The sequence below is a fragment of the Ideonella sp. BN130291 genome (assembly GCF_036231905.1).
In the GTDB taxonomy this organism is placed as follows: Bacteria; Pseudomonadota; Gammaproteobacteria; order Burkholderiales; family Burkholderiaceae_C; genus CAMLIZ01.
Genome location: NZ_JAZARE010000008.1, coordinates 225,638 through 248,110 on the forward strand (window position 1 = coordinate 225,638; position 22,473 = coordinate 248,110).

Here is a 22,473-nt window from a genome sequence, read left to right on the forward strand (position 1 = left end):
CTCCTGCCGGCGCAAGACGCCTGCCGATGGCGAACCGCTGTCTAGCGCCCGCGCCCGATCGGCTGCACCAGCACCAGCGCACCCGCCACGCCCAGCCCGATGAACAGGGCCAGGCTGTAGAACTCGTAGGGCACGCCCAGCAGCTTGACCGCGGCGTCGGCGCAGCTGGCGCGCGCCTGGAAGATCTCCGGCAGCATCGCGTCCAGCCCCAGGCTGTTCATCACCCGGTCGGCGAAGGTGAGGTTGCACGAGGCCGATGCGGCGGCCACGAAGTGCTGCCACAGCGCGGCCACGATGCCTTCGATCGCCAGCAGGATCACCGCGCCGCCGGCGATGCGGCGTGCGGTGCGTCCGCGCATCAGCAGGCCGATCACGCAGGCCAGCGCGATCACCGCGAAGATCAGCCGCTGCAGCACGCACCAGGGGCAGGGCTGGATGTCGTACACATGCTGCGACACCAGGGCGGCCCCGATCGCGGCCACGGACACCACGGCGCTGCCGCCCAGCAGCAGCACCGGCCGCTCACGCAAGGCCAGCAAACCCATTCACGCCACCTCGGCGATGAGCTCGATCTCCACGCAGGCCCCGGTGGGGATCTGCGCCACGCCGAAGGCGGCACGGGCATGCGTGCCCACCGTGGGGCCGAACACCTCGCCCAGCAGTTCGGAGCAGCCGTTGGTCACCAGGTGGTGCTCGGTGAAGGTGGGCGTGCTGTTCACCAGGCTCAGCACCTTGACGATGCGCTTGACCTGGGACAGGTCCCCCACCGCGGCTTGCAGGGTGCCCATCAGGTCGATGGCCACTGCGCGCGCGGCGGCCTTGCCTTCGTCGGTGCCCATGGTCAGGCCCAGCTGCCCCACCCAGGGCTTGCCGTCCTTCTTGGCGATGTGGCCGGACAGGAAGACGAGGTTGCCGGTGCGCACGAAGGGCACGTAGGCAGCGGCCGGAACGGCCACCGGCGGCAGCGTGATGCCGAGGGCGGCGAGACGGTCTTGGGGGGTGCTGGACATGGTTGTTGTGCAAGCGGAGAAGGCAATGAGCGGCGATGCTACACGACGCATTTGCGGTGCCCGCAGGCTCTTTTTGCCCCTTCGGCGAATGGGGGTCTGGCAGCGGTCATGTGGGAGGTTCATGATGCAGCGCAGGGGGTTGTCGCATGGATTTCCTCATCGTCGAAGACGACCCGGTGATGCAGCAGCTGATCGGCGGCATGCTGCAGCGCCTGGGTTATGCAGTGCGCGTGGCCGAGGACGGTTTTGCCGCCCTGGCCGCGTGCGCCAAGCGGCCGCCGAATGCCGTGCTGATGGACGTGCAGATGCCGCGCATGGACGGGCTCACCGCCACGCGCGAGCTGCGCCGGCTGCAGCGTGAGGAGGGCCTGGCGCGCTTTCCGATCATCGTGGCCAGCGCCTTCTATTCGCCCGCTGACCGTGCAGCCTGTTTCGAGGCCGGCGCCGATGGCTTCGTCACCAAGCCGCTGATGCTCGCCAAGTTGGGCGCAGAGATCTATCGCGTGGTGGGCCGGGCCGAGTCGGACCGGGCTTCTACACTGCGCCGATGGGAGCGGGAGGAGTCCACGGGCACGATCGGCCGGCAAGCCGCCTGACCTACGCCGGCACGGCCCTGGCCGGCGTGCTGCTGGCCTGGCTGGGTGGCCTGGTGCTGCAACTGCAGCAGCCGGCGCTGTGGTCAGCCGCCTTGTACGGCGGCATCGCGTCCGCGGCGTTCATCCTTGTCGGCCTGGCCTGGCGCGCGCGGAGCCATGGGTGGCCTGCGTTGCTGGCCGCCATGCTGGCCGTCGGCGCAGTCGGTTTTTCCTGGGCTGGCTGGCGCGCCGGGCTGCGCCTGGCCGATGGCCTGCCCACTGCGCTGGAAGGCCAGAACCTGATGGTCACCGGCGTGGTGGCGAGCCTGCCCCAGGTGTCCGCCTCTGGCAGCCGCTTCCTCTTCCGGGTGGACAGTGCGCAGTGGCGCGGCCAGCCGGTGCAGCTGCCACCGCTGCTGGCGCTCGGCTGGTATCGCAACTGGCAGGACGACACCCCGCTGGATGATCCGCGTGCGGAGTTGCGCGCCGGCCAGCGCTGGCAACTGCCGGTGCGACTGAAGCGGCCGCATGGCGCGATGAACCCGGGCGGCTTCGACCAGGAGCTGTGGCTGTTCGAGCAGGGTGTGCGCGCGAACGGTTATGTGCGCGCCACCCCCGCCACGCCGGCGCGCCAGCTGGAGGAGGCCGCCGGCTTTGCGCTGCAGCGGCTGCGCCAGTCGGTGCGCGATGCCATCTTCGAACGCGTGCCCGACCCCCGTGCGGCCGGCGTGCTGGCGGCGCTGTCGGTGGGCGACCAGGGTGCGATCGAGCGCGAGGACTGGGAGCTCTTCCGCGCCAGCGGCATCGCGCACCTGGTGAGCATCAGCGGGCTGCACGTGACCATGTTCGCCTGGCTGGCCGGCACGCTGATCGGCGTGGCCTGGCGCCGCAGCGCCCGCCTGATGCTGCGCTGCCCGGCGCCCTGGGCGGCGCGCTGGGGCGGGGTGGCGGCCGCGGCCGGTTATGCGCTGCTGTCCGGCTGGGGTGTGCCTTCGCAGCGCACGGTGTGGATGCTGCTGACGGCCGCGGCGCTGTGCAGCATGGGCACGCGCTGGCCCTGGCTGCTGGTGCTGCTGGCGACGGCGGCGGTGGTCACGGTCATCGACCCCTGGGCGCTGTTGCAGGTGGGCTTCTGGTTGTCCTTTGTGGCGGTGGCGCTGCTGATGTCGTCAGCGCCCGGGGCGGCGCCTTCGCCGTCGGCGCCGGCGGGGCGCTGGCATCCCGCCATCGCGGGTGCTGCGCGCGCGCTTCGCGAGGGCGTGCGCACCCAGGCGATCGCCACGCTCGGGCTGGCGCCCTTGACGCTGGTGTTCTTCCAGCAGCTGTCGCTGGTCGGCTTCGTGGCCAACCTGGTGGCGATTCCACTGGTCACACTGGTCATCACGCCGCTGGCCTTGTTGGGCCTGTTGCTGCCGCCGCTGTGGCAGCTGGATGCCTGGGTGGTGCAGGCGCTGGCCGGGCTGCTGGGCTGGCTGGTGGCGCTGCCGGGCGCGGTATGGACGGTGCCGCAGGCGCCAGCCTGGGCGCAGGCCGCGGGCCTGTTGGCGGGCGCACTGCTGCTGTTGCCCTTGCCGTGGAGATGGCGGCTTCTGGCCATGCCCTTGGCGCTTCCGCTGTTATGGCCGGCGGTGCCGCAGCCACCTCACGGCCGCTACGAACTGCTGGCAGCCGACGTGGGGCAGGGCACTGCGGTGCTGCTGCGCACCCGCTCGCACCAGCTGTTGTACGACACCGGCCCGCAGTATTCGCCGGAGAGCAACGCCGGCGATCGCGTGCTGCTGCCGCTGCTGCGCCTGCGCGGCACCGAGCCGCTGGACCTGCTGATGCTTAGCCACAGCGACACCGACCATGTGGGCGGTGCCGCCAGCCTGCTGGCGCATTGGCCGGTAAGTGCGCTCAGCAGCTCTCTGCCGCCCGGCCACGCGCTGCTGGCCAAGGGCGTGCAGCACACGCCCTGCCAGGCCGGGCAGCAGTGGCAGTGGGATGGCGTGCGCTTCACCGTGCTGCATCCATCGGCCCAGGCGCTGCAACCGCCACCGCCCGGCACCAAGCCGCCCAAGCCCAACGCGCTCAGCTGCGTGCTGCGCGTGGAGGACGCGGCCGGCCACAGCGTATTGCTCACCGGCGATGCCGAGGCCGCCCAGGAGGCGCTGATGCTGGCCGCGGGCGGCAACGCCAGCTTGCACAGCGAGCTGATGCTGGTACCCCACCATGGCAGCCGCACCTCGTCCACACCCGCCTTCCTGGATGCGGTGGCGCCGCGCCTGGCCATCGTGCAGGCCGGCTACCGCAGTCGCTTCGGCCATCCGGCACCCGACGTGATGGCGCGTTACGCCGAGCGCGGCATCGCGGTGGTGCGCAGCGACCGTTGTGGTGCCTTCCTGTGGAGCGCCGACGAAAGCGCATGCCAGCGCGACCTGGCTCGCCGATACTGGCACTTCACCGAATAGGTCCGGAACTTGCGGCAAGCGCGGATCCGCCCACCCGAAGGAACTTGCCTGTGGCCATCCATGTCGCGCTGAATCACGTCACCCATTACCGCTACGACCGGCGCGTGCAGCTGTCGCCCCAGGTCGTGCGCCTGCGCCCGGCGCCGCATTGCCGCACGCCCATCCTGTCGTACTCCTTGCGCATCGAGCCGGTGCAGCACTTCATCAACTGGCAGCAGGACCCGTTCGCCAACTACCTGGCACGCCTGGTGTTCCCGGAAAAGACCACCGAGTTCAAGGTCACCGTGGACCTGGTGGCCGAGATGTCGGTCTACAACCCGTTCGACTTCTTCCTGGAGCCCGAGGCCGAGAACTTCCCCTTCGCCTATGCCAGCGGCCTGCGCCATGAGTTGGCGCCGTATCTGGTGACGGGCGAGCTCACGCCGAAGTTCAAGGCCTTCGTCGACAGCATCGACCGCAAGCCACAGCGCACGATTGATTTCCTGGTGGGCATCAACCAGCGGCTGCAGAACGACATCCGCTACCTGATCCGCCTGGAGCCCGGCGTGCAGACCGCGGAGCACACGCTGGAAACGGCCAGCGGCTCCTGCCGCGACACCAGTTGGCTGCTGGTGCAGACGCTGCGCCAGCTCGGCCTGGCGGCGCGCTTCGTGTCCGGCTACCTGATCCAGCTGAAGCCCGACGTGAAGTCGCTCGACGGCCCCTCGGGCGCGGAGGTGGACTTCACCGACCTCCATGCCTGGTGCGAGGTGTACCTGCCCGGCGCCGGCTGGGTCGGGCTGGATCCCACCTCCGGGCTGATGGCCGGCGAGGGCCACATCCCGGTGGCCTGCACGCCGGAGCCGTCCAGCGCTGCGCCGGTGTCCGGCGCGGTGGACGAATGCGAGGTGACCTTCTCGCACCACATGGAGATCACGCGGGTGCATGAGTCGCCGCGCGTCACCAAGCCCTACACCGAGCAGCAGTGGCAGCAGGTGCTGGCGCTGGGCGAGCGCGTGGATGCGCAGCTGCAGGCGCAGGACGTGCGCCTCACCATGGGCGGCGAGCCCACCTTCGTGTCGGTGGACGACCGCGATGGCGAAGAGTGGAACACCAGCGCGCTCGGGCCCACCAAGCGCGGCATCGCGCAATCCCTGGTGAGCCTGCTGCGCGACAAGTACGGCCGCGGCGGCTTCCTGCATTTCGGCCAGGGCAAGTGGTATCCCGGCGAGCAATTGCCGCGCTGGGCCTTGTCGATTGCCTGGCGGGCCGACGGCCAGCCCTGCTGGAACGACCCCGCGCTGTTTGCCGACGAACGCCAGGCGCACCACGCCACCGACGCCGATGCGCGCCGCTTCATGGACACGTTGACGCGCCAGCTCGGGCTGGACGGCAGCACCGTGCAGCCGGCCTACGAGGACACCTTCTACTACCTCTGGCGCGAGCGCCAGCTGCCGGTGAACGTGGACCCCTTCGACGCCCGCCTGGACGACGAGCTCGAACGCGCCCGCCTGCGCCGTGTCTTCGGTCAGGGCCTGGACCAGCCGGTGGGTTACGTGCTGCCGCTCAAGCACAAGGACGCGGCCGAGCTGCAGGGGCCCGATTGGGAAACCAGCCGCTGGCACCTGCGCGACGAACGGCTGTACCTGATCCCCGGCGATTCGCCCTTGGGCTACCGGCTGCCGCTGGACGCACTGCCCTGGGCCAAGGAGGGCGAGCGCCAGCAGGTGATCGAGCAGGATCCGTTCGCCGGCCGCCAGGCGCTTCCCACGTCCGGCGTGGTCACGCTTCAGCCGCACCTGCCCGCGAGCAAGCCGGACGCTGCGCCACCGCAGCGCTTCGAGTCGGCCAAGGACCTGGTGCGCACGGCGCTGTGCGTGGAAGTGCGCGACCCGCAGCGCGGCAACGGCCCCAAGGCCGAGCGCCAGCATGGCGGCCAATCGCAGGTGCTGTATGTCTTCATGCCGCCGCTGGCGCGCCTGGAGGAATACCTGGCGCTGCTGGCGGCCATCGAGGCCACCGCACGCGAGCTGAAGCAGCCGCTGGTGCTGGAAGGTTATCCGCCGCCGCGCGACCCGCGCCTGAAGCTGCTGCAGGTCACACCGGACCCCGGCGTGATCGAGGTCAACATCCATCCCGCGGCCAACTGGGAGGAGCTGGTGGACCACACCGAGTTCCTGTACCAGGCGGCACACGAGACGCGGCTGTCCACCGAGAAGTTCATGCTGGACGGCCGCCACACCGGCACCGGCGGCGGCAACCACTTCGTGCTGGGCGGCGCCACGCCGGCCGACAGCCCCTTCCTGCGCCGGCCCGACCTGCTGGCCAGCCTGCTCGCGTTCTGGCACAACCATCCGTCGCTGAGCTACCTGTTCTCCGGCATGTTCGTCGGCCCCACCAGCCAGGCGCCGCGGGTGGACGAAGCGCGCAACGACCAGGTCTACGAGCTGGAGATCGCGCTGACCGAGCTGGACCGGCAGCTGCAGGAGCGTGGCGACAACGTGCCGCCCTGGCTGGTGGACCGGCTCTTCCGCAACCTGCTGATTGACGTGACCGGCAACACCCACCGCGCCGAGTTCTGCATCGACAAGCTGTACTCACCCGACGGCCCCACCGGCCGCCTTGGCCTGCTGGAGCTGCGTGCCTTCGAGATGCCGCCGCATGCGCGCATGAGCCTCACCCAGCAGCTGCTGCTGCGCGCGCTGGTGGCCTGGTTCTGGCGCACGCCGTACCGGCCGGCCGCGCGCACGCGGCTCACGCGCTGGGGCACCAGCTTGCACGACCGCTTCGTGCTGCCCAGCTTCGTGCAGCAGGACTTCGACGACGTGCTGGCGCAGCTGCAGCATGCCGGCTTCGCGTTCGATCCGGCCTGGTTCGCGCCGCACTTCGAGTTCCGCTTCCCGCTGATCGGCGAGCTGGCCACGCAAGGGATGCAGCTCACCCTGCGCAATGCGCTGGAGCCCTGGCATGTGATGGGCGAGGAGGGGGGTGCGGGCGGCACCGTGCGTTATGTCGATTCGTCGCTGGAGCGGCTGGAGCTCAAGGTGAGCGGCCTCAACGGCAACCGCCATGTGATCACGGTGAACGGACGGGCGCTGCCGCTGCAGCCCACCGGCCGCGAAGGCGAACACGTATGCGGCGTGCGTTATCGCGCCTGGCAGCCGTCGTCCGCGCTGCACCCCACCATCCCGCCGCATGCGCCGCTGACCATCGACATCGTGGACCGCTGGCTGCAGCGTTCGATCGGGGGCTGCCGATATCATGTGGCGCACCCCGGCGGGCGCAACCACGACACCTTCCCGGTCAACGCCTACGAGGCCGAAAGCCGGCGGCTGGCCCGCTTCTTCAAGTTCGGCCACACGCCGGGCACGGTGCAGGTGGAACCGGCCTCGCCCAGCCTGGAGTTCCCCTTCACGCTCGACCTGCGGCGGCCTTGACCGGCCGCCATCGCCCCACGATCGATGGCCCACACCTCGCCGCTGCCGCTGCACACCGACTCCGCCGCCGGCGCCGGCCTGGCCACCGAGGTGCTGCGCCATGCCGGCCCGGTGCCCGGCGGTGCCTTCGACGAACTGCGCGAGTCGCCCGACCGACTGCGTGAGCGCTGGCAGCGTTTCTTCCAGTGGGCCGGCAGCCAAGGCGGTGCGGGCCTGGACCAGGCGGCTGCGGGGCTGACGCAGCAGATCCGCACCGACGGCATCACGCACAACGTCTACAGCGAGCAGGGCTCGGCCGCACGCCCCTGGTCGCTGGAGCTGCTGCCCGCGCTGATCGAGCCGGCCGACTGGGCCGTGATCGAACAAGGCGTGGTGCAGCGCGCCGAGCTGCTGAACACCATGCTGGCCGACCTGTACGGCCCGCGCCGCCTGCTGCATGACGGCCTGCTGCCGCCGGCGCTGCTGTTCCGCCACCCCGGCTACCTGCGGCCGTTGCACGGCGTGGTGCCGCCCGGCAGGCTGCACCTGCACATCGTGGCGTTCGACATCGCGCGCGGGCCCGATGGCCGCTGGTGGACGCTGGCGCAGCGCACGCAAGGGCCGTCGGGCCTGGGTTATGTGCTGCACAACCGGCTGCTGGTGTCGCGTGCGTTCCCGGATGCCTTCCGCGAGATGCGGGTGCAGCACATCGCCTCCAGCTACCGCCGCCTGCTGGACACGGTGGAGGCGCTGGCGCGCCAGCAGGCGGGCGTGCCGCCGCGCATCGTGCTGCTCACGCCCGGGCCGCACAACGAAACCTATTTCGAGCACGCCTACCTGGCACGCTACCTCGGCCTGCCGCTGGTCGAAGGCGGTGACCTGATGGTCAAGGGCGAGCGCCTGTACCTGAAGACGGTCGAAGGCCTCGAGCCGGTGCACGGCGTGATGCGCCGGCTGGACGACGACTACTGCGACCCGCTGGAGCTGCGGGCCGATTCCACCCTTGGCGTGCCGGGCCTGCTGCAGGCCGTGCGCGCCGGTACGGTGGTGATGGCCAATGCACTGGGCAGCGGCTTCCTCGAATCGCCCGCCATCCAGGGCTTCATGCCGGCGGTGTGCGAGCGGCTGCTGGGGCAGGCGCTGGCGATGCCGTCGCTGCCTTCGTGGTGGTGCGGCGAGCCGGCCGCCTGGGAGGCGGTGCGCGGCGGGCTCGACGACAAGCTGGTGCGGCGCAGCTTCCCACGCCGCGGGGACGAGCGGCTGCTGCCGCATGCGGCCGACTCGGGCAGCTGGGCCGCGCGCATTGAAGCCGACCCGCAGGCGTGGACCGTGCAGGCGCGCATGCCGCTGTCGCACACGCCGCTGTGGCAGCGCGGCCGGGTGCAGCCCACGCCCTCGCTGCTGCGGGTGTACGCGGTGGCCGATGGCGCCGGGCACTGGCATGTGCTGCCGGGCGGCATGACGCGCGTGGCCACCGGGCCTGCGCACAGCGTGTCCATGCAGCAAGGCGGCTCCAGCCTGGACACCTGGGTGATGACCAACGGCCCGGTGGACACCTTCTCGATGCTGCCGCAGCGGCTGTCGGTGGACGACATCACGGCGCGGCACCGGCCGGTGTCCAGCCGCACCGGCGAGAACCTGTTCTGGCTCGGCCGCTACACCGAACGCACCGAGCAGCTGGTGCGCCTGGCGCGCGCCACGCTGAATCTGGTGGACGCCGATGCCGACGCACCGCCGGAGGTGCTGGCCGCCTTGTCCGCCCTGGCCGAACACAGTGGCCTCGCACCCGCCGGCACACCGTCGGCCACACGCTCGCCGCAGGTGTTCGAACGGGCCGTGCTGGCCGCCCTGGGCGACGCTCAGGGTGCCACCAGCATCGGCTTCAACCTGCAAGCACTGGCCGGCGCCGCCGGTGCCTTGCGCGATCGCCTGTCGCCCGAGCACTGGGGCCTGGTGCGCACCATGGCCGAGAGCTTCCGCGAGCGCCTGGGCGGCACGCTGGCGGCGGGCGGCGTGCCGGCGGTGGCGCAGGTGCTGCCGGCGCTGGACGCGCTGGCGGTGCAGCTGGCGGCGATCACCGGCGCACAAAGCGACCGCATGACGCGCGACCACGGCTGGCGCCTGCTCACCGTGGGCCGCTTCATCGAGCGCCTGATCGGCGTGAGCAACCAACTGGGCACCTTGCTCGAAGGCGGCGCGCTGGCCCATCCGGCGGGCATCGACCTGCTGCTGGACCTGTTCGACAGCACCATCACTTTCCGCGCGCGCTACCAGCGCCACCAGGACCTGATCGCACTCACCGACCTGCTGGTGCTGGACAACTCCAACCCGCGCGCCTGGGCCTGCGTGCTGCGCCGCCTGCGCAACGAATGCGCCAAGCTGCCCGGCGCCGTGGCCTCGCTGGACGAGCTGCTCGCCCGCCTGCCGCGCCAGGGCACGGGCCTCACGCTGGACGAACTGCGCACGCTGGGCGATGAGCCGCTGGCGCAGCGGCTGGCCGCCATGGCCACCCAGCTGGCCGAAGCGGGCGCACAGCTGTCCGACGACATCGGCCACCGCTATTTCGCCCATGCCGACGGTGGCGACCAGCTCCAGCAAATCTAGGAGGGATGGTGACCAGCGCGGTGCTCCAGGTCGAACACGACACCCACTACGCCTATGCCTGGCCGGTGGAGCAGGCGCAGCATGTGGCCTTCCTGCGCCCGCTGGAGGACGAACGACAGCAGGTGGAAGCGTTCGAGATGGTGGTGGAGCCGCCGCCCTCGCACCATGCGAGCGGGCGCGACGTGTTCGGCAACCAGCGCGTGCTGTTCAGCGTGCACAGCCCCCATGCGGCGCTGCGGGTGGCGGCGCGCAGCCGGGTGCGGCTGGTGGCGCCGGCGGCCTTCGATCCCGCGGCCACCGTGGCCTGGGAAGCGGTGCGCGATCGGCTGGTGTTCCATGCCGGTGCACCCTTCGAGCCGGCGGCGGAGTTCACCGCACCCTCACCCTATGTACCGCGCCTGGCCGCCTTGCGCGAGTTGGCGGCCGAGGTGTTCACACCCGGGCGCGCTCTGGGCGAAGCCGCCATCGCGCTGATGCAGCAGGTCCACCTCGACTTCCGCTATGAAACCGCCAGCACCGCAGTGGACACCCCGCTGCAGCAGGTGCTGGTGCAGCGGCGCGGCGTGTGCCAGGACTTCGCGCACCTGATGATCGGTGCGCTCCGCTCGGTCGGGTTGGCGGCCCGCTATGTCAGCGGTTACCTGCTGACCACGCCGCTGCCGGGCATGGCAGCGCTGCAGGGGGCGGACGCCTCGCATGCCTGGGTGTCGGTGTACTGTCCGGGCGTGCCGGGCGACTGGTTCGAGCTGGACCCCACCAACAACCTGCTGCCCTCCACCGAGCATGTGCGCCTGGCCGTCGGCCGCGACTATGGCGACGTGACGCCGCTGCGCGGGGTGATCCGCGGTGGCGGCCGGCACACCCTCACGGTGCGTGTGAACACGGTACGGTTGGACTAGAAGTTGCTAGAGTGGCCTGAGGAGACGAGACCCATGAAGCCCAGCTTCGACGAGATGCAGGCCGCCCCCGACGCGGTGCGGGAGCACTACCGGATCTACGACCGCTGGCTGGCGGGCCAGCCGCGCGAGGTGATGCATGCGCGGCGCGAAGAAGCCGAGATGATCTTCCGCCGCGTCGGCATCACCTTCGCGGTGTACGGCGCCAAGGACGAGGACGGCGCGGGCACCGAGCGGCTGATCCCTTTCGACCTCATTCCCCGCGTGATCCCCAGCGCCGAATGGCGTGAGATGGAGCAGGGCCTGCGCCAGCGCGTGACCGCGCTCAACCGCTTCATCCACGACGTGTACCACGAGCAGGCCATCGTCAAGGCGGGCATCGTGCCGGCCGAGCAGGTGTTCCGCAATGCGCAGTACCGCCCGGAGATGCAGGGCGTGGACGTGCCCGGCGGCGTGTACTCCCACATCTCCGGCATCGACATCGTGCGTGCGGCCAATGCCGACGGCTCGGGCAGCTACTACGTGCTGGAGGACAACTTGCGCGTGCCCAGCGGCGTGAGCTACATGCTCGAGAACCGCAAGATGATGATGCGGTTGTTCCCCGACCTGTTCAGCGCGCACCGCGTGGCACCGGTGGCCCACTATCCCGACCTGTTGCTGGACACCCTGCGCGCGGTGGCGCCACCCAGCGTGAACGAGCCCACCGTGGTGCTGCTCACCCCGGGCATGTACAACAGCGCCTACTTCGAACACGCCTTCCTCGCACAGCAGATGGGCGTGGAGCTGGTCGAAGGCAAGGACCTGTTCGTCAAGGACAACTTCGTCTTCATGCGCACCACGCAGGGCCCCAAGCGGGTGGACGTGATCTACCGGCGGGTCGACGACGACTTCCTGGACCCGCTGGTGTTCCGGCCCGATTCCACGCTCGGCTGCGCCGGCCTGCTGAGCGTGTACCGCGCCGGCAACGTGATGCTGGCCAATGCCATCGGCACCGGGGTGGCGGACGACAAGTCCATCTACCCCTACGTGCCCAAGATGATCGAGTTCTACCTCGGCGAAAAACCCATCCTGAACAACGTGCCCACTTGGCTGTGCCGTGAGGACGAGGACCTGAAGTACGTGCTCGGCCACCTGGACGAACTGGTCGTCAAGGAGGTGCACGGCGCCGGCGGCTACGGCATGCTGGTGGGGCCGGCGGCCAGCAAGGCGGAGATCGAGGCCTTCCGCGGCGCACTGATCGCCAACCCGAGCAACTACATCGCGCAGCCCACGCTGGCGCTGTCCACCTGCCCCACCTTCGTGGACAGCGGCATCGCGCCGCGCCACATCGACCTGCGGCCCTTCGTGCTGTCGGGCAAGACAGTGCAGATGGTGCCGGGCGGGCTCACCCGCGTGGCGCTGAAGGAAGGCTCCCTGGTGGTCAATTCCAGCCAGGGCGGCGGTACCAAAGACACGTGGGTCCTGGAGAGCTAGAGATGGACAACCCCCACGCTCACATTCGTTCGCTGCCCCCCGAGGGGGCGCAGGCCTCCCTTGGGGCGGCCCGGCAGGAGGCCTGACGTGTTATCAAGAACCGCCGACCACCTCTACTGGATGGCCCGCTACATGGAGCGGGCGGAGAACACGGCCCGCATGCTGGACGTGAACTACCAGACCGCGCTGCTGCCGCAGTCGGCCGACATGGCCGAGCAGGGCTGGCGCGGCCTGCTCAGCATCTCCGAGCTCACCCACGCCTTCCACAAGAAGTACGACAAGGTGAGCGCCGACAACGTCATGGACTTCATGGTGCGCGACGTCGCCAACCCGTCCAGCATCGTGGCCTGCCTGCGCGCGGCGCGCGAGAACGCGCGCGCGGTGCGGGGCGCGCTCACCACCGAGGTGTGGGAGACGCAGAACCAGACCTGGCTGGAGTTCAACCGCCTGCTCGCCGGCCCCGCCTTCCGCAAGGATCCGAGCGCGCTGTTCGAATGGGTGAAGTTCCGTTCGCACCTGAGCCGCGGCGTCACGGTGGGCACCATGCTGCAGGACGAGGCGTTGCATTTCCTGCGCATCGGCACCTTCCTGGAGCGGGCCGACAACACCGCGCGCCTGCTGGACGTGAAGTTCCATGCGCTGACCAGCGGCGAGTTCTATGGCATGCAGCAGACGCAGACCATGAACGGCATGCGCCAGACGCAGATGATCGCGCGCGACCAGCCGGAATTCGACTTCTATCACTGGTCGGCGATCCTGCGCTCGGTGTCCGGCTTCGAGGTGTACCGCAAGGTCTATCGCAACGTGATCCGGCCGGAGAAGGTGGCCGAGCTGCTGATCCTGCGCGCAGACATGCCGCGCTCGCTGGCCGCCTGCATCTGCGAGGTGGTGAACAACCTGCACCACGTGGCCAACGAGCAAAGCGGTGAAACCTTGCGGCGTGCAGGCCGCCTGCATGCCGACCTGCAGTACGCCCGCATCGACGAAATCCTGGCCACCGGGCTGCACGCGTTCCTCACCCAGTTCCTCGACCGGGTGGGCGACGTGGGCTATGGCATCAGCCGCGACTTCCTCGTGCCGGTTGCCGCGTGATCCTGGCGATCACGCACACCACCGAGTACCACTACAGCGAGCCGCTGAAGCACGCGATCCAGACGCTGTGCCTCACGCCGCGCTCGTCGGCGCACCAGACGGTGCAGCAGTGGCAGGTGAGCGGGCCGGGCCGCCTGTTCGCCAGCACCGACGGTTTCGGCAACTGCATGCACACCTGCACGCTAGCGCGACGCGCGGTGCGAGGGCGGGTGCACGCGCATGGCGTGGTGAGCACCCATGCGTCGCCGTGGACAGTGGACGAGGAACCGGACATGCCGCCGCCCTGGCTGTACCTGCGGCCCACGCCGCTGGCCTGCGCCCATGCGCCGCTGCACCAGTGGGCGCGCAGCCTGCTGGCGCCTGCCCAAGCCGACGCGGCGGCCGTGCTGCAGCTGGCCGCCGGCGTGCGCGACCGGGTGCGCTATGAGCCGGGGCAGACCAGCGTGCACACCACCGCGCCACAGGCCTTCGACCATGGCAGCGGCGTGTGCCAGGACCAGGCCCATGTGTTCGTGGCCGCCTGCCGCAGCCTCGGCCTGCCGGCGCGGTACGTGAGCGGCTATTTCCATGCGCCAGGCGCACCTGCGCTGGCCAGCCATGCCTGGGCCGAGGTCTGCCTGGACACGCAAGCGCGGCGCTGGCTGGGCATGGACATCACCCATGCTTGCGCCATCGACGAACGCCATGTTCGCCTGGCGGTGGGCCCCGACTACGCCGCCTGCGCGCCGGTGCGCGGCATGCGCAGCGGAGGTGGCGAGGAGCGCATGGAGGTCAGCGTGAGCATCAGCCGGGCCGACGCGTGAAGCGCATCTCGGCCAGCTTCACCAGCCGGCCGGATTGCAGGGCCACCTGGTAGAAGGTGAGGGTGCGCTTGTCGTTGCCCTCGTACGCTTCGGTCATGCGGTAGTTCACCGAGTGGCCATTGCCGTCGGGCTGCAGGGCGGTCCAGTACAGCGTGCGCGTCTGTTCGTTCCAGAAGCCGTAGTCGGTGCGCACCGCGCCGTCGTTGGTGTCCACCCAGGTGTCCACGTACTGCCGCGCCACGGGATCCCAGCCCCACACGCCGTGGCCCTGGAAAGTGGGCTGGCCCTTGGCACCCTCGGGGCCGTGCACCTGCAGGTCGTTGGTCACCCAATGGCCGTTGGCCAGCAGCACATTGGTCTGCACGCCCTTGGCCCCGCCGGTGCGCTCGCCACTGGCCGGGTCGAAGAAGCTGATGTCCGCGTCCCACACGCCCGCCTGCAGTCGCACCGGCTCGTACACGGCAGCCGGCGTGGCCGGCGGCGCGGCGGCGGGCTGGGCTTGCGCCATGCCTGCGGCCAACAACAGACACAGGGTGATCGTGGACATCATGGTGCGCATGGCGGCACTCCCGGTGGATGAAAGGCGCGCATCTTAGGAGGGGCGGCGCGGTCTCAGGCGTGCATGCGACCAGTGGCGGTTCTGGGAGGATGGACTACAGTGACCGACATCCCCTAGCATGGCAAAACACCCATGGGCATCGAACTGAACAAGGACGCACGCAACCAGGCGATCCTCTCCATCGAACGCTACTTCAAGGAACACATGGACGAGCCGATCGGCAACATCCAGGCGATGGGGTTGCTTGGTTTCTTTCTCGAGGAGGTCGGCCCCTGCATCTACAACCAGGCGGTGGCCGACGTGCAGGAACGGCTGCTGATGCGGGTGCAGGAGCTGGACATCGAATGCCACAAGGACGAGTTCGGCTACTGGCAGAAGTACGAGCAGGGGCAGAAGAAGCGACGCTGAGGGTGCGGCGGGATCGGGCCGGCGGGGCGCTCTGCTGCGCTCATGTCCCCCGGCGCCGGCCTGCGGCCGTCACCTCCTCCTTTACTTCGCTACGCAGAACGCCCCGCCGTCCCGATCTGGCAACACCGGGCTGTTCGACGGTTGAAAGCCACTGCGCGTCGAAGCGAGGGCGGCGGGTGCCCGACCCCGGGAAGTAAAGGAGGAGGCGCGGGCGCAGCCTGCGCCGGGGGACATGAGCGGGGTCGGGCACCCGCCGCCCTCGCCGCACCAGCCCGCCAGCCGCGTCCGCCGCGCCACCACCAGCGGACCGTCACCCCTTCATGTGCGCCGGCAGCCAGGTCACCAGCTGCGGGAAGGCATACACCAGCGCCACCGCCACCACCATGATGAAGAAGAAGGGCAGGGTCACGCGGGCGATCCAGCTGATCTCGCGCTTGGTCATGCCCTGCAGCACAAAGAGGTTGAAGCCCACCGGCGGCGTGATCTGCGCCATCTCCACCACCAGCACGATGAAGATGCCGAACCACAGCGGGTCGATGCCGGCCTTCTGCACGGTGGGCATGATCACGCCCATGGTGAGCACCACCATGGAAATGCCGTCGAGGAAGCAGCCCAGGATGGCATAGAAGATCGTGAGCGCCACGATCAGCTGCACCTTGCTCAGGCCCAGCGTGGCGATCCATTCGGCCAGGTGGCGCGGCAGGCCGATGTAGCCCATCGACAAGGTGAGAAAAGCCGCGCCGGCCAGGATGAGCGCGATCATGCAATACAGCCGCGTGCCGCCCAGCAGCGACTGCTTGAAGGTGGCCCAGTCCATCGACCCCTGCGCCGCCGACAGGACGAGCGAGCCCACCACGCCGATGGCCGCGGCCTCCGTGGCGGTGGCCACGCCGGTGTAGATGGAGCCCAGCACCGCCACGATCAGCAGCACCACCGGGATGAGGCTGCGCGAGGCCGCCAGCTTCTGCATGAAGGACAGGCGCTGGTCGCGCGGCGGCACGGCGCCAGGGTGGCGCAAGGCCCACAGCACGATGTAGCCGGAGAACAGCAGCGCCAGCATGATGCCGGGGATGACGCCGGCGATGAACAGCTCCGCGATCGACACGTCGGCGGTGACACCGTAGACGATCATGATGATCGAGGGCGGGATCAGCAGGCCCAGCGTGCCGGCGCCGGCCAGCGAGCCGATGGAGATGTCGTCCGGATAGCCGCGCTTGGCCAGCTCCGGCAGCGACATCTTGCCAATGGTGGCGCAGGTGGCCGCACTCGAGCCCGACACCGCGGCGAAGATGGCGCAGCCCATCACGTTCACGTGCAGCAGGCGGCCGGGCAGCCACTGCATCCAGGGCGCCAGGCCCTTGAACATGTCCTGCGACAGGCGCGTGCGGAACAGGATCTCGCCCATCCACACGAACAGCGGCAGCGCGGTCAAGGTCCAGCTGGAGGACGAGCCCCAGATGGTGAGCGCCATCGCGTCGCCCGCGGGCCGGGCGCTGAACAGCTGCATGCCGATCCAGGCCACGCCCGAGAGCGTGAGCCCGATCCAGACCCCGCTCGCGAGAATCAGGAACAGCGCCGCGATCAGCAGCGTGGTGACGAGCAGGTCGTTCATGCGGGCTCATTCATTGCGAAGCGGCTCCTCGGTGGCCGGCAGCACCCGCTGGCCGCGCAGCTCCAGCACCAGGTCGTCCAGCATCGCGATCAGCAGCACCAGCGCGCCCACCACCATCGCCAGCTGCGGTATCCACAGCGGCGTGGCGTCGGTGCCGGTGGACACGTCGTTGAACTCATGCGACTGCCAGGCCAGCTTGGCGCTGTAGAACGCGAACAGCCCGGCCAGCAGGGTGCCGGCCACCAGCGTCCAGATCTCGAGCGCGCGCCGCAGCCGCGGGGGCACCGCGTTCACCAGCAAGGTCACGCGGATGTGCTCGCCGCGCTTGAGCGTGTGCGCCAGCGAGAGGAAACCGGCCGCGGCCAGCAGGAAGCCGGCATAGCTGTCCACACCCTGCACGTTGAAGCCCAGCTGCCGGCTCACCACCGACAGCAGCACCGCCACCAGCAGCCCCACCATGGCGATCGCCGCCAGGGCAGCGGCACCGTCGTACAGCGCGTCGAGCAGGCGCCTCACAGGCGGCTCACTTCTTGGCCGGCGCCTTGGCGGCCGCGGCGGCCTGAGCCTTCTTGAAGGAGGCGACCAGCGCCTGCCCGTCCGGCCCGGCGCTCTTTTCCCAGTCGGCCAGCATGATGGCGCCCACCTGCTGCAGGTCCTGCTTGAGCTTGGCCTGCGGGCGGTGGATGGTCATGCCCTTGTCGGCCAGCTGCTGCTTGTACCACTCGTTCTTTTCCTGGCTCACCTTCCAGCCGCGCGCGTCGGCCTCGGCGGCGGCCTTGAGCAGCGCGTCCTGCGTGGGCTTGTCCAGCGACTCGAAGGCCTTCTTGTTCACGATGACAGCGTTCTTGGGCAGCCAGGCCTGGGTGTCGTAAAAGTTCTTGATGTGCTCGTAGGTCTTGGTGTCGTAGCCGGTGGAGCCCGACGACATGTAGCTCTCCACCGTGCCGGTGGCCAGCGCCTGCGTCAGCTCGGCCGCCTGGATGGTGACCGGCTGCGCGCCGATCAGTTCGGCGATGCGCGCGGTGGCCGGGCTGTAGGCGCGCCACTTGATGCCGCGCATGTCGGCCACCGAGTTGATCAGCTTCTTGGTGTAGATGCCCTGCGGCGGCCAGGCCACCGCGTACAGCAGCCTCATGCCCTGCGACTGCAGCAGCTTGTCCAGCGCGGGGCGCTGCACGTCGTAGAGGATCCGGGCGTCCTCGTAGGAATTGGCAAGGAAGGGAATGCCGTCCAGCGCGTAGATCGGGTTTTCGTTGGCGAAGTTCGCCAGCAGGATCTCGCCGGCCTGGGCCTGGCCACCCTGCACCGCGCGCTTGATCTCGTTGGCCTTGAACAGCGACGCATTGGGGTGCACCGTGATCTTGAGCTTGCCGCCGGTGGCCTTGTCCACGTCGGCCGCGAACTGCACCAGGTTCTCGGTGTGGAAGTTGGAGGGGGGGTAGGCGCTGGGCAGGTCCCATTTGGTCTGGGCGCTGGCGGCGCTGGCCAGGGCCAGGGCGGCGGCGCCCAGCAGCAGAGAACGTCGAGCGGTCATGCGAACTCCTGCAGGAAATAGGTCGGAACGGAGCATGGCGGCTGCCGGCGCAGCGCTGGATCGGTGTTGACCCGGGTGTGCCCCAGTCTAGAAATCATTACGATAAATTGTCAATAAAACTTCAACGTCTCATCAACGAATTCCGGGAAACCACCGATGCCGCGCAAACCCTCCAGCCCCGCCGGCGGCGGCATCGTGTCGTCGTCCCACCTGGTCTCCCCGCGCAGCGTGGAGCTGAGCGAGTTCGAGTTCGGTCTGATCGTGGCCTGGAACGCCTTCTCGCGCTGGGCCGTGCGCTGCATGGACGCCGCCGGCTGCCCCGACCTGGCCATCACCGACGTGCTGCTGCTGCACAACCTGAACCACCGTGCGCGCAACAAGAAGCTTGCCGACATTTGCTTCATGTTGAACTACGAGGATACGCACGTCGTGGCCTACTCCTTGAAGAAGCTGGTGGCCGCCGGCCTGGCGCGGGCGGACAAGGTGGGCAAGGAGGTGGCCTACAGCCCCACGCCTGCGGGCGAGGCGGCGGTGCAGCAATACCGCCAGGTGCGCGAAGCCTGCCTGGTGAGCAGCCTGGACATCGAGCGCAACCACGACATCGGGGAGCTGGCCCGCCTGTTGCGCACCATGTCGGGCATGTACGACCAGGCCGCACGCGCGGCAACCTCGCTTTAGCGGGCCGCACTGCCATGAACCAGCGTTTTGTCGAGGCCTTCTACTGGGTGGCCACCCTGCGCAGCATGACGCGCGCGGCCGAGAAGCTGTTCATGACGCAGTCGGCCATCTCCAGCCGCATCTCCGCGCTGGAAGAGGAACTCGGCGTGCTGCTGATCGACCGGCGCGACAAGCAGCAGTTCAGCCTCACGAACGCCGGTGTCCGTTTCCTGAGCTACTCCGAGCGCTTGATGGCGCTGCATCGGCAATTGCGCGACGAACTGGGCACCGAGGATGGCAGCGCCCACCTGCTGCGCGTGGGCGCGGTGGAGTCGGCACTGCACACCTGGCTGATCCCGCTGCTCAAGCACCTGCGCACGGAGCATCCCAAGCTCGAGCTCGAGCTCACGGTGGAGATCACGCCGGTGCTGCTCGAACAGGTCAAGCGCGGCAACCTCGACCTGGTGTTCGCGGCCTCGTCGCTGGCCGCCACCGGCATCCGCACCCGCGCACTGCCGCCCATGGCCATGGTGTTCGTGGGGCCCACCAGCATGAAGCGGCGCGAGCCGTATTCACTGGCCGAAATCGTCAGCCAGGAACTGATGACCTTCCAGCGCGGCTCGCAGCCGCACGTGGCGCTGCTGGAGCTGCTGCGCGGCGCGGGTGTGGAGCCGCCGCGCCTGCACACGGTGTCGTCCATCCCGGCGATGGTGCGCCTGATCGAAAGCGGCTTCGGCATCGCCACGCTGCCCTACGTGGCAGCCAAGACCCTGGTGCGCGGCCACGACGTCGCCATCCTGCCCTGCGACACCGAGCTGCCGGCCCTGCCGCTGCATGCGAGCTACCGGCTCGATCCGAGCTCGTCGGCCCTGGCCGCCGTGGTGCGGGGCGCGCTGCAGTTCATCGACGACTTCGTCGCCGGCCAATCGGCCGGCAAGCGCGCCCCCCGCGCTGCCGGCTCGGCTTGAGCCGAACGCGTCTCGCCTGACCACTGCCAGGCGCCTGCCGCACCGTGGTGCGCGCCTGCGCAAAAGCGGTGCAGATGCACGGTCGGCCTCACAAGAAAAACTGATGGCCAGACCAAAAGAATTTGCGTTTGCGCCGGCCCGGGCAGCGAAAACACAATGGTTCACATGCCCCTTTGCATGACCACCTCAACGAGGAGACACATGAAAGCAATCTGGAAAGCAAGGCTCGTTGCCACCGCGTTCGCCGCAGCGTTCGGCGCCTCGGCGCAGGCCCAGCAGGAGATCAAGATCGGCGTGATCTATCCGCTCACCGGCTCGCTGGCAGCAGCCGGCGCCGAGATGCGCAGCGCGCTCGAACTGGCGGCCGACATCATCAACAACGGGGCCAAGGGCGTGGGCGACCTGCCGTTCGCCGCGGGCGGCGGCCTGCCCAACCTGAAGGGCGCGAAGATCAAGCTGGTGTTTGCCGATCACCAGGGCAACCCGCAGATCGGCTCCACCGAAGCCGAGCGCCTGATCAGCCAGGAGAAGGTGGTGGCGCTGGTCGGCGCCTACAACAGCAACGTCACGGCCACGGCCAGCCAGGTGGCCGAGCGCAACAAGGTGCCGTTCCTGAACCCGGAGTCCTCGTCGCAATCGCTCACCCTGCGCGGCTTCAAGTGGTTCTTCCGCACCACGCCGCACGATGAGTTCTTTGCCCACAACGCCTTCGAGTTCCTGAAGGAAGTAGAAGGCAAGAAGAACATCAAGATCGCCAGCGTGGCCACCTTCAGCGAGAACACGCTGTTCGGCAACGAGGCCTCCAAGCTGCAAAGCAAGATGGCCGGCATGCAGGGCTACAACATCGTCAAGCAGGTGAGCTACCCGGCCAAGACGACGCAGCTCACCTCGGAAGTGCAGACGCTGAAGGCGGCCAACCCGACGGTGCTGGTGCAGAACTCGTACTCCGAGGCCATCCTGTCGATGAAGACCTACAAGGAGCTGGGCTACCTGCCGGACATGATCCTGGCCAACGATGCCGGCTTTGCGGACACCGAGTTCGTGAAGACGCTGGGCAAGGACGCCGAGTACGTGATCTCGCGCGAAGTGTGGGCGCTGGACCTGGCGCAGAAGAAGCCGATCATCAAGCAGGTGAACGACCTCTTCAACGCGCGCTACAAGATCAACTTCACCGGCAACTCCGCACGCAGCTTCACCGGCCTGATGGTGATGGCCGATGCGATCAACCGCGCCGGCAGCACCGACCCGGAAGCCATCCGCAAGGCACTCACCGAGACCAACATCCCGGCCGCCAAGCTCATCATGCCGTGGAAGGGCGTGAAGTTCGACGAGAGCGGCCAGAACACCCTGGGCGCCGGCATCCTGGTGCAGATCCTCGACGGCAAGTACAACACCATTTGGCCGGCCGACCTGGCCACCCGCGAAGTGGTGTGGCCCATGCCGAAGTGGGACCAGCGCCGCTGATCGTCGATCGCCGCGCCGGCTTGTGCCCTGCTTGATCCGGGTGCAGGCCGCCGCCGCGGCAAGGAGCCTGCCATGACCATTGACCTCTTGCTTCAGACACTCGCCTCGGGTGTGCTGATCGGGCTGATCTACGCCCTCGTCGCCATCGGCCTGACGATGATCTTCGGGGTGATGGAGATCACCAACTTCGCGCACGGCGAGTTCCTGATGCTGGGCATGTACGCCAGCTTCTGGATGTTCTCGCTGTACGCGCTGGACCCGATGTTCACCCTGCCGCTCACGGTGATCATGCTGTTCGCCTTCGGCGTGCTGCTGTACCGCATCGTCATCAAGCGCATCATCGATGCGCCGCCGTTGAGCCAGATCTTCACCACCTTCGGGCTGATGCTGCTGTTTCGTGGGCTGGCACAGTTCTTCTGGAAGCCCGACTACCGCACCATCGAAGGCTCGCTGGTGGCGGGCAGCGTCAAGTTCGCTGGCGTGCAGATCGGCCGGCCCCAGCTGGTCGCGGGCATCGGCGCGATCCTGGTGACCTCGGTGGTCTATTTCTTCCTCAACCGCACCAAGATGGGCGCGGCACTGGAAGCCACGGCCGCCGACAAGGAAGCCGCGCGCCTGATGGGCATCGACTCCAACAAGATGTTCGCGCTCGCCTGGGGCATTGGTGCAGCCTGTGCCGGCGCTGCGGGCGGCCTGCTGTCCACCTTCTTCCCCATCTTCCCCGACGTGGGAGCCAACTTCATCCTGCTGGCCTTCGTGGTGGTCAACCTCGGCGGCTTCGGCAGCGTCACCGGAGCCTTCTGGGCCGGGATGCTGGTGGGCGTGATCGAGGTGCTGGGTGGGCTGCTGCTCGGGCCGCAATACAAGATGGCGGTGGTGCTCACCTTGTTCCTGGCGGTGCTGATGTTCCGGCCGCAAGGGCTGATGGGGAGGGCGTGATGGAACTGCACCGCATGCCGAGGTTGGGGCTTGA

General features: G+C 68.9%; 19 protein-coding genes. 13 read left to right on the forward strand and 6 right to left on the reverse strand.

Features of this window, described 5'->3' with window-relative positions; all coding sequences use genetic code 11:
- Nucleotides 1-41: 41 nt before the first annotated feature.
- The gene (locus tag VPH43_RS18520) at nt 42-545 is read right to left on the reverse strand and encodes a disulfide bond formation protein B (protein ID WP_328579216.1); all 504 of its coding nucleotides are present in this window, start codon (nt 543-545) and stop codon (nt 42-44) included.
- Nucleotides 546-1,010, reverse strand: a complete 465-nt coding sequence (locus VPH43_RS18525; RefSeq protein WP_328579217.1) for a RidA family protein — start codon at nt 1,008-1,010, stop codon at nt 546-548.
- A gap of 146 nt (nt 1,011-1,156) precedes the next feature.
- Between VPH43_RS18525 and VPH43_RS18530 the strand changes: the two genes are divergently transcribed.
- From VPH43_RS18530 to VPH43_RS18565, 8 genes are all read left to right on the forward strand, one after another.
- Nucleotides 1,157-1,606, forward strand: a complete 450-nt coding sequence (locus tag VPH43_RS18530) for a response regulator (RefSeq protein WP_328579218.1) — start codon at nt 1,157-1,159, stop codon at nt 1,604-1,606.
- Nucleotides 1,558-4,035 (forward strand): DNA internalization-related competence protein ComEC/Rec2, encoded by a 2,478-nt coding sequence (locus VPH43_RS18535; RefSeq protein WP_328579219.1) that lies wholly within the window; start codon nt 1,558-1,560, stop codon nt 4,033-4,035. Before VPH43_RS18530 ends, VPH43_RS18535 begins: the two co-directional genes overlap by 49 nt.
- Nucleotides 4,036-4,085: 50 nt before the next feature.
- Complete coding sequence (locus tag VPH43_RS18540) at nt 4,086-7,451, forward strand: transglutaminase family protein (protein WP_328579220.1); 3,366 nt, start codon at nt 4,086-4,088, stop codon at nt 7,449-7,451.
- A 24-nt stretch (nt 7,452-7,475) separates the two neighbouring features.
- Nucleotides 7,476-10,034 (forward strand): circularly permuted type 2 ATP-grasp protein, encoded by a 2,559-nt coding sequence (locus tag VPH43_RS18545; protein WP_328579221.1) that lies wholly within the window; start codon nt 7,476-7,478, stop codon nt 10,032-10,034.
- A 5-nt stretch (nt 10,035-10,039) separates the two neighbouring features.
- A complete protein-coding gene (locus VPH43_RS18550) occupies nt 10,040-10,933 on the forward strand; it encodes a transglutaminase family protein (RefSeq protein ID WP_328579222.1) in 894 nt (297 codons plus the stop codon).
- Between the two features lie 33 nt (nt 10,934-10,966).
- Nucleotides 10,967-12,403 carry a circularly permuted type 2 ATP-grasp protein gene (locus tag VPH43_RS18555; RefSeq protein ID WP_328579223.1) on the forward strand — a complete coding sequence of 479 codons (1,437 nt, stop codon included), beginning with the start codon at nt 10,967-10,969 and terminating at the stop codon, nt 12,401-12,403.
- Between the two features lie 87 nt (nt 12,404-12,490).
- Nucleotides 12,491-13,495 (forward strand): alpha-E domain-containing protein, encoded by a 1,005-nt coding sequence (locus tag VPH43_RS18560; protein ID WP_328579224.1) that lies wholly within the window; start codon nt 12,491-12,493, stop codon nt 13,493-13,495.
- On the forward strand, nt 13,492-14,298 hold the full coding sequence (locus tag VPH43_RS18565; protein ID WP_328579225.1) for a transglutaminase family protein: 807 nt from the start codon (nt 13,492-13,494) through the stop codon (nt 14,296-14,298). The genes VPH43_RS18560 and VPH43_RS18565 overlap by 4 nt, the downstream gene beginning before the upstream one ends.
- Here the strand turns inward: VPH43_RS18565 and VPH43_RS18570 are convergent.
- Nucleotides 14,279-14,857 carry a DUF1579 family protein gene (locus VPH43_RS18570; protein ID WP_328579226.1) on the reverse strand — a complete coding sequence of 193 codons (579 nt, stop codon included), beginning with the start codon at nt 14,855-14,857 and terminating at the stop codon, nt 14,279-14,281. The genes VPH43_RS18565 and VPH43_RS18570 overlap by 20 nt on opposite strands.
- A 132-nt stretch (nt 14,858-14,989) precedes the next feature.
- On the opposite strand from VPH43_RS18570, the gene VPH43_RS18575 reads away from it, so the two are divergent.
- Nucleotides 14,990-15,265: a DUF2164 domain-containing protein gene (locus tag VPH43_RS18575; RefSeq protein ID WP_328579227.1), complete on the forward strand. Its 276-nt coding sequence runs from the start codon at nt 14,990-14,992 to the stop codon at nt 15,263-15,265.
- 310 nt (nt 15,266-15,575) lie between these two features.
- Here the strand turns inward: VPH43_RS18575 and VPH43_RS18580 are convergent, their stop codons facing one another.
- The 3 genes from VPH43_RS18580 to VPH43_RS18590 are packed head-to-tail and all read right to left on the reverse strand — an operon-like array spanning nt 15,576 to nt 18,411.
- Nucleotides 15,576-16,877: a TRAP transporter large permease gene (locus VPH43_RS18580; protein WP_328579228.1), complete on the reverse strand. Its 1,302-nt coding sequence runs from the start codon at nt 16,875-16,877 to the stop codon at nt 15,576-15,578.
- A 6-nt stretch (nt 16,878-16,883) separates the two neighbouring features.
- Nucleotides 16,884-17,393 (reverse strand): TRAP transporter small permease, encoded by a 510-nt coding sequence (locus VPH43_RS18585; RefSeq protein ID WP_328579229.1) that lies wholly within the window; start codon nt 17,391-17,393, stop codon nt 16,884-16,886.
- Between the two features lie 7 nt (nt 17,394-17,400).
- Complete coding sequence (locus VPH43_RS18590) at nt 17,401-18,411, reverse strand: TRAP transporter substrate-binding protein (protein ID WP_328579230.1); 1,011 nt, start codon at nt 18,409-18,411, stop codon at nt 17,401-17,403.
- Nucleotides 18,412-18,567: 156 nt separating this feature from the next.
- Here VPH43_RS18590 and VPH43_RS18595 point away from each other — a divergent pair, with 156 nt between their 5' ends.
- From VPH43_RS18595 to VPH43_RS18610, 4 genes are all read left to right on the forward strand, one after another.
- Nucleotides 18,568-19,089, forward strand: a complete 522-nt coding sequence (locus VPH43_RS18595) for a winged helix DNA-binding protein (RefSeq protein WP_328579231.1) — start codon at nt 18,568-18,570, stop codon at nt 19,087-19,089.
- Between the two features lie 14 nt (nt 19,090-19,103).
- Entirely contained in the window at nt 19,104-20,036 is a 933-nt protein-coding gene (locus VPH43_RS18600) for a LysR family transcriptional regulator (protein ID WP_328579232.1), read from the forward strand.
- A 201-nt stretch (nt 20,037-20,237) separates the two neighbouring features.
- The gene (locus tag VPH43_RS18605) at nt 20,238-21,500 is read left to right on the forward strand and encodes an ABC transporter substrate-binding protein (RefSeq protein ID WP_328579233.1); all 1,263 of its coding nucleotides are present in this window, start codon (nt 20,238-20,240) and stop codon (nt 21,498-21,500) included.
- Nucleotides 21,501-21,572: 72 nt separating this feature from the next.
- Nucleotides 21,573-22,439, forward strand: a complete 867-nt coding sequence (locus VPH43_RS18610) for a branched-chain amino acid ABC transporter permease (protein WP_328579234.1) — start codon at nt 21,573-21,575, stop codon at nt 22,437-22,439.
- Nucleotides 22,440-22,473: the final 34 nt, after the last annotated feature.

What these genes read in the sequence shown, in the direction of transcription:
- VPH43_RS18520 (WP_328579216.1), bottom strand. Translation starts at nt 545, where the DNA reads ATGGGTTTGCTGGCCTTGCGTGAGCGGCCGGTGCTGCTGCTGGGCGGC.
- VPH43_RS18525 (WP_328579217.1), bottom strand. Translation starts at nt 1,010, where the DNA reads ATGTCCAGCACCCCCCAAGACCGTCTCGCCGCCCTCGGCATCACGCTG.
- VPH43_RS18530 (WP_328579218.1), top strand. Translation starts at nt 1,157, where the DNA reads ATGGATTTCCTCATCGTCGAAGACGACCCGGTGATGCAGCAGCTGATC.
- VPH43_RS18535 (WP_328579219.1), top strand. Translation starts at nt 1,558, where the DNA reads ATGGGAGCGGGAGGAGTCCACGGGCACGATCGGCCGGCAAGCCGCCTG.
- VPH43_RS18545 (WP_328579221.1), top strand. Translation starts at nt 7,476, where the DNA reads ATGGCCCACACCTCGCCGCTGCCGCTGCACACCGACTCCGCCGCCGGC.
- VPH43_RS18550 (WP_328579222.1), top strand. Translation starts at nt 10,040, where the DNA reads ATGGTGACCAGCGCGGTGCTCCAGGTCGAACACGACACCCACTACGCC.
- VPH43_RS18555 (WP_328579223.1), top strand. Translation starts at nt 10,967, where the DNA reads ATGAAGCCCAGCTTCGACGAGATGCAGGCCGCCCCCGACGCGGTGCGG.
- VPH43_RS18570 (WP_328579226.1), bottom strand. Translation starts at nt 14,857, where the DNA reads ATGCGCACCATGATGTCCACGATCACCCTGTGTCTGTTGTTGGCCGCA.
- VPH43_RS18575 (WP_328579227.1), top strand. Translation starts at nt 14,990, where the DNA reads ATGGGCATCGAACTGAACAAGGACGCACGCAACCAGGCGATCCTCTCC.
- VPH43_RS18580 (WP_328579228.1), bottom strand. Translation starts at nt 16,877, where the DNA reads ATGAACGACCTGCTCGTCACCACGCTGCTGATCGCGGCGCTGTTCCTG.
- VPH43_RS18590 (WP_328579230.1), bottom strand. Translation starts at nt 18,411, where the DNA reads ATGACCGCTCGACGTTCTCTGCTGCTGGGCGCCGCCGCCCTGGCCCTG.
- VPH43_RS18595 (WP_328579231.1), top strand. Translation starts at nt 18,568, where the DNA reads ATGCCGCGCAAACCCTCCAGCCCCGCCGGCGGCGGCATCGTGTCGTCG.
- VPH43_RS18600 (WP_328579232.1), top strand. Translation starts at nt 19,104, where the DNA reads ATGAACCAGCGTTTTGTCGAGGCCTTCTACTGGGTGGCCACCCTGCGC.
- VPH43_RS18605 (WP_328579233.1), top strand. Translation starts at nt 20,238, where the DNA reads ATGAAAGCAATCTGGAAAGCAAGGCTCGTTGCCACCGCGTTCGCCGCA.
- VPH43_RS18610 (WP_328579234.1), top strand. Translation starts at nt 21,573, where the DNA reads ATGACCATTGACCTCTTGCTTCAGACACTCGCCTCGGGTGTGCTGATC.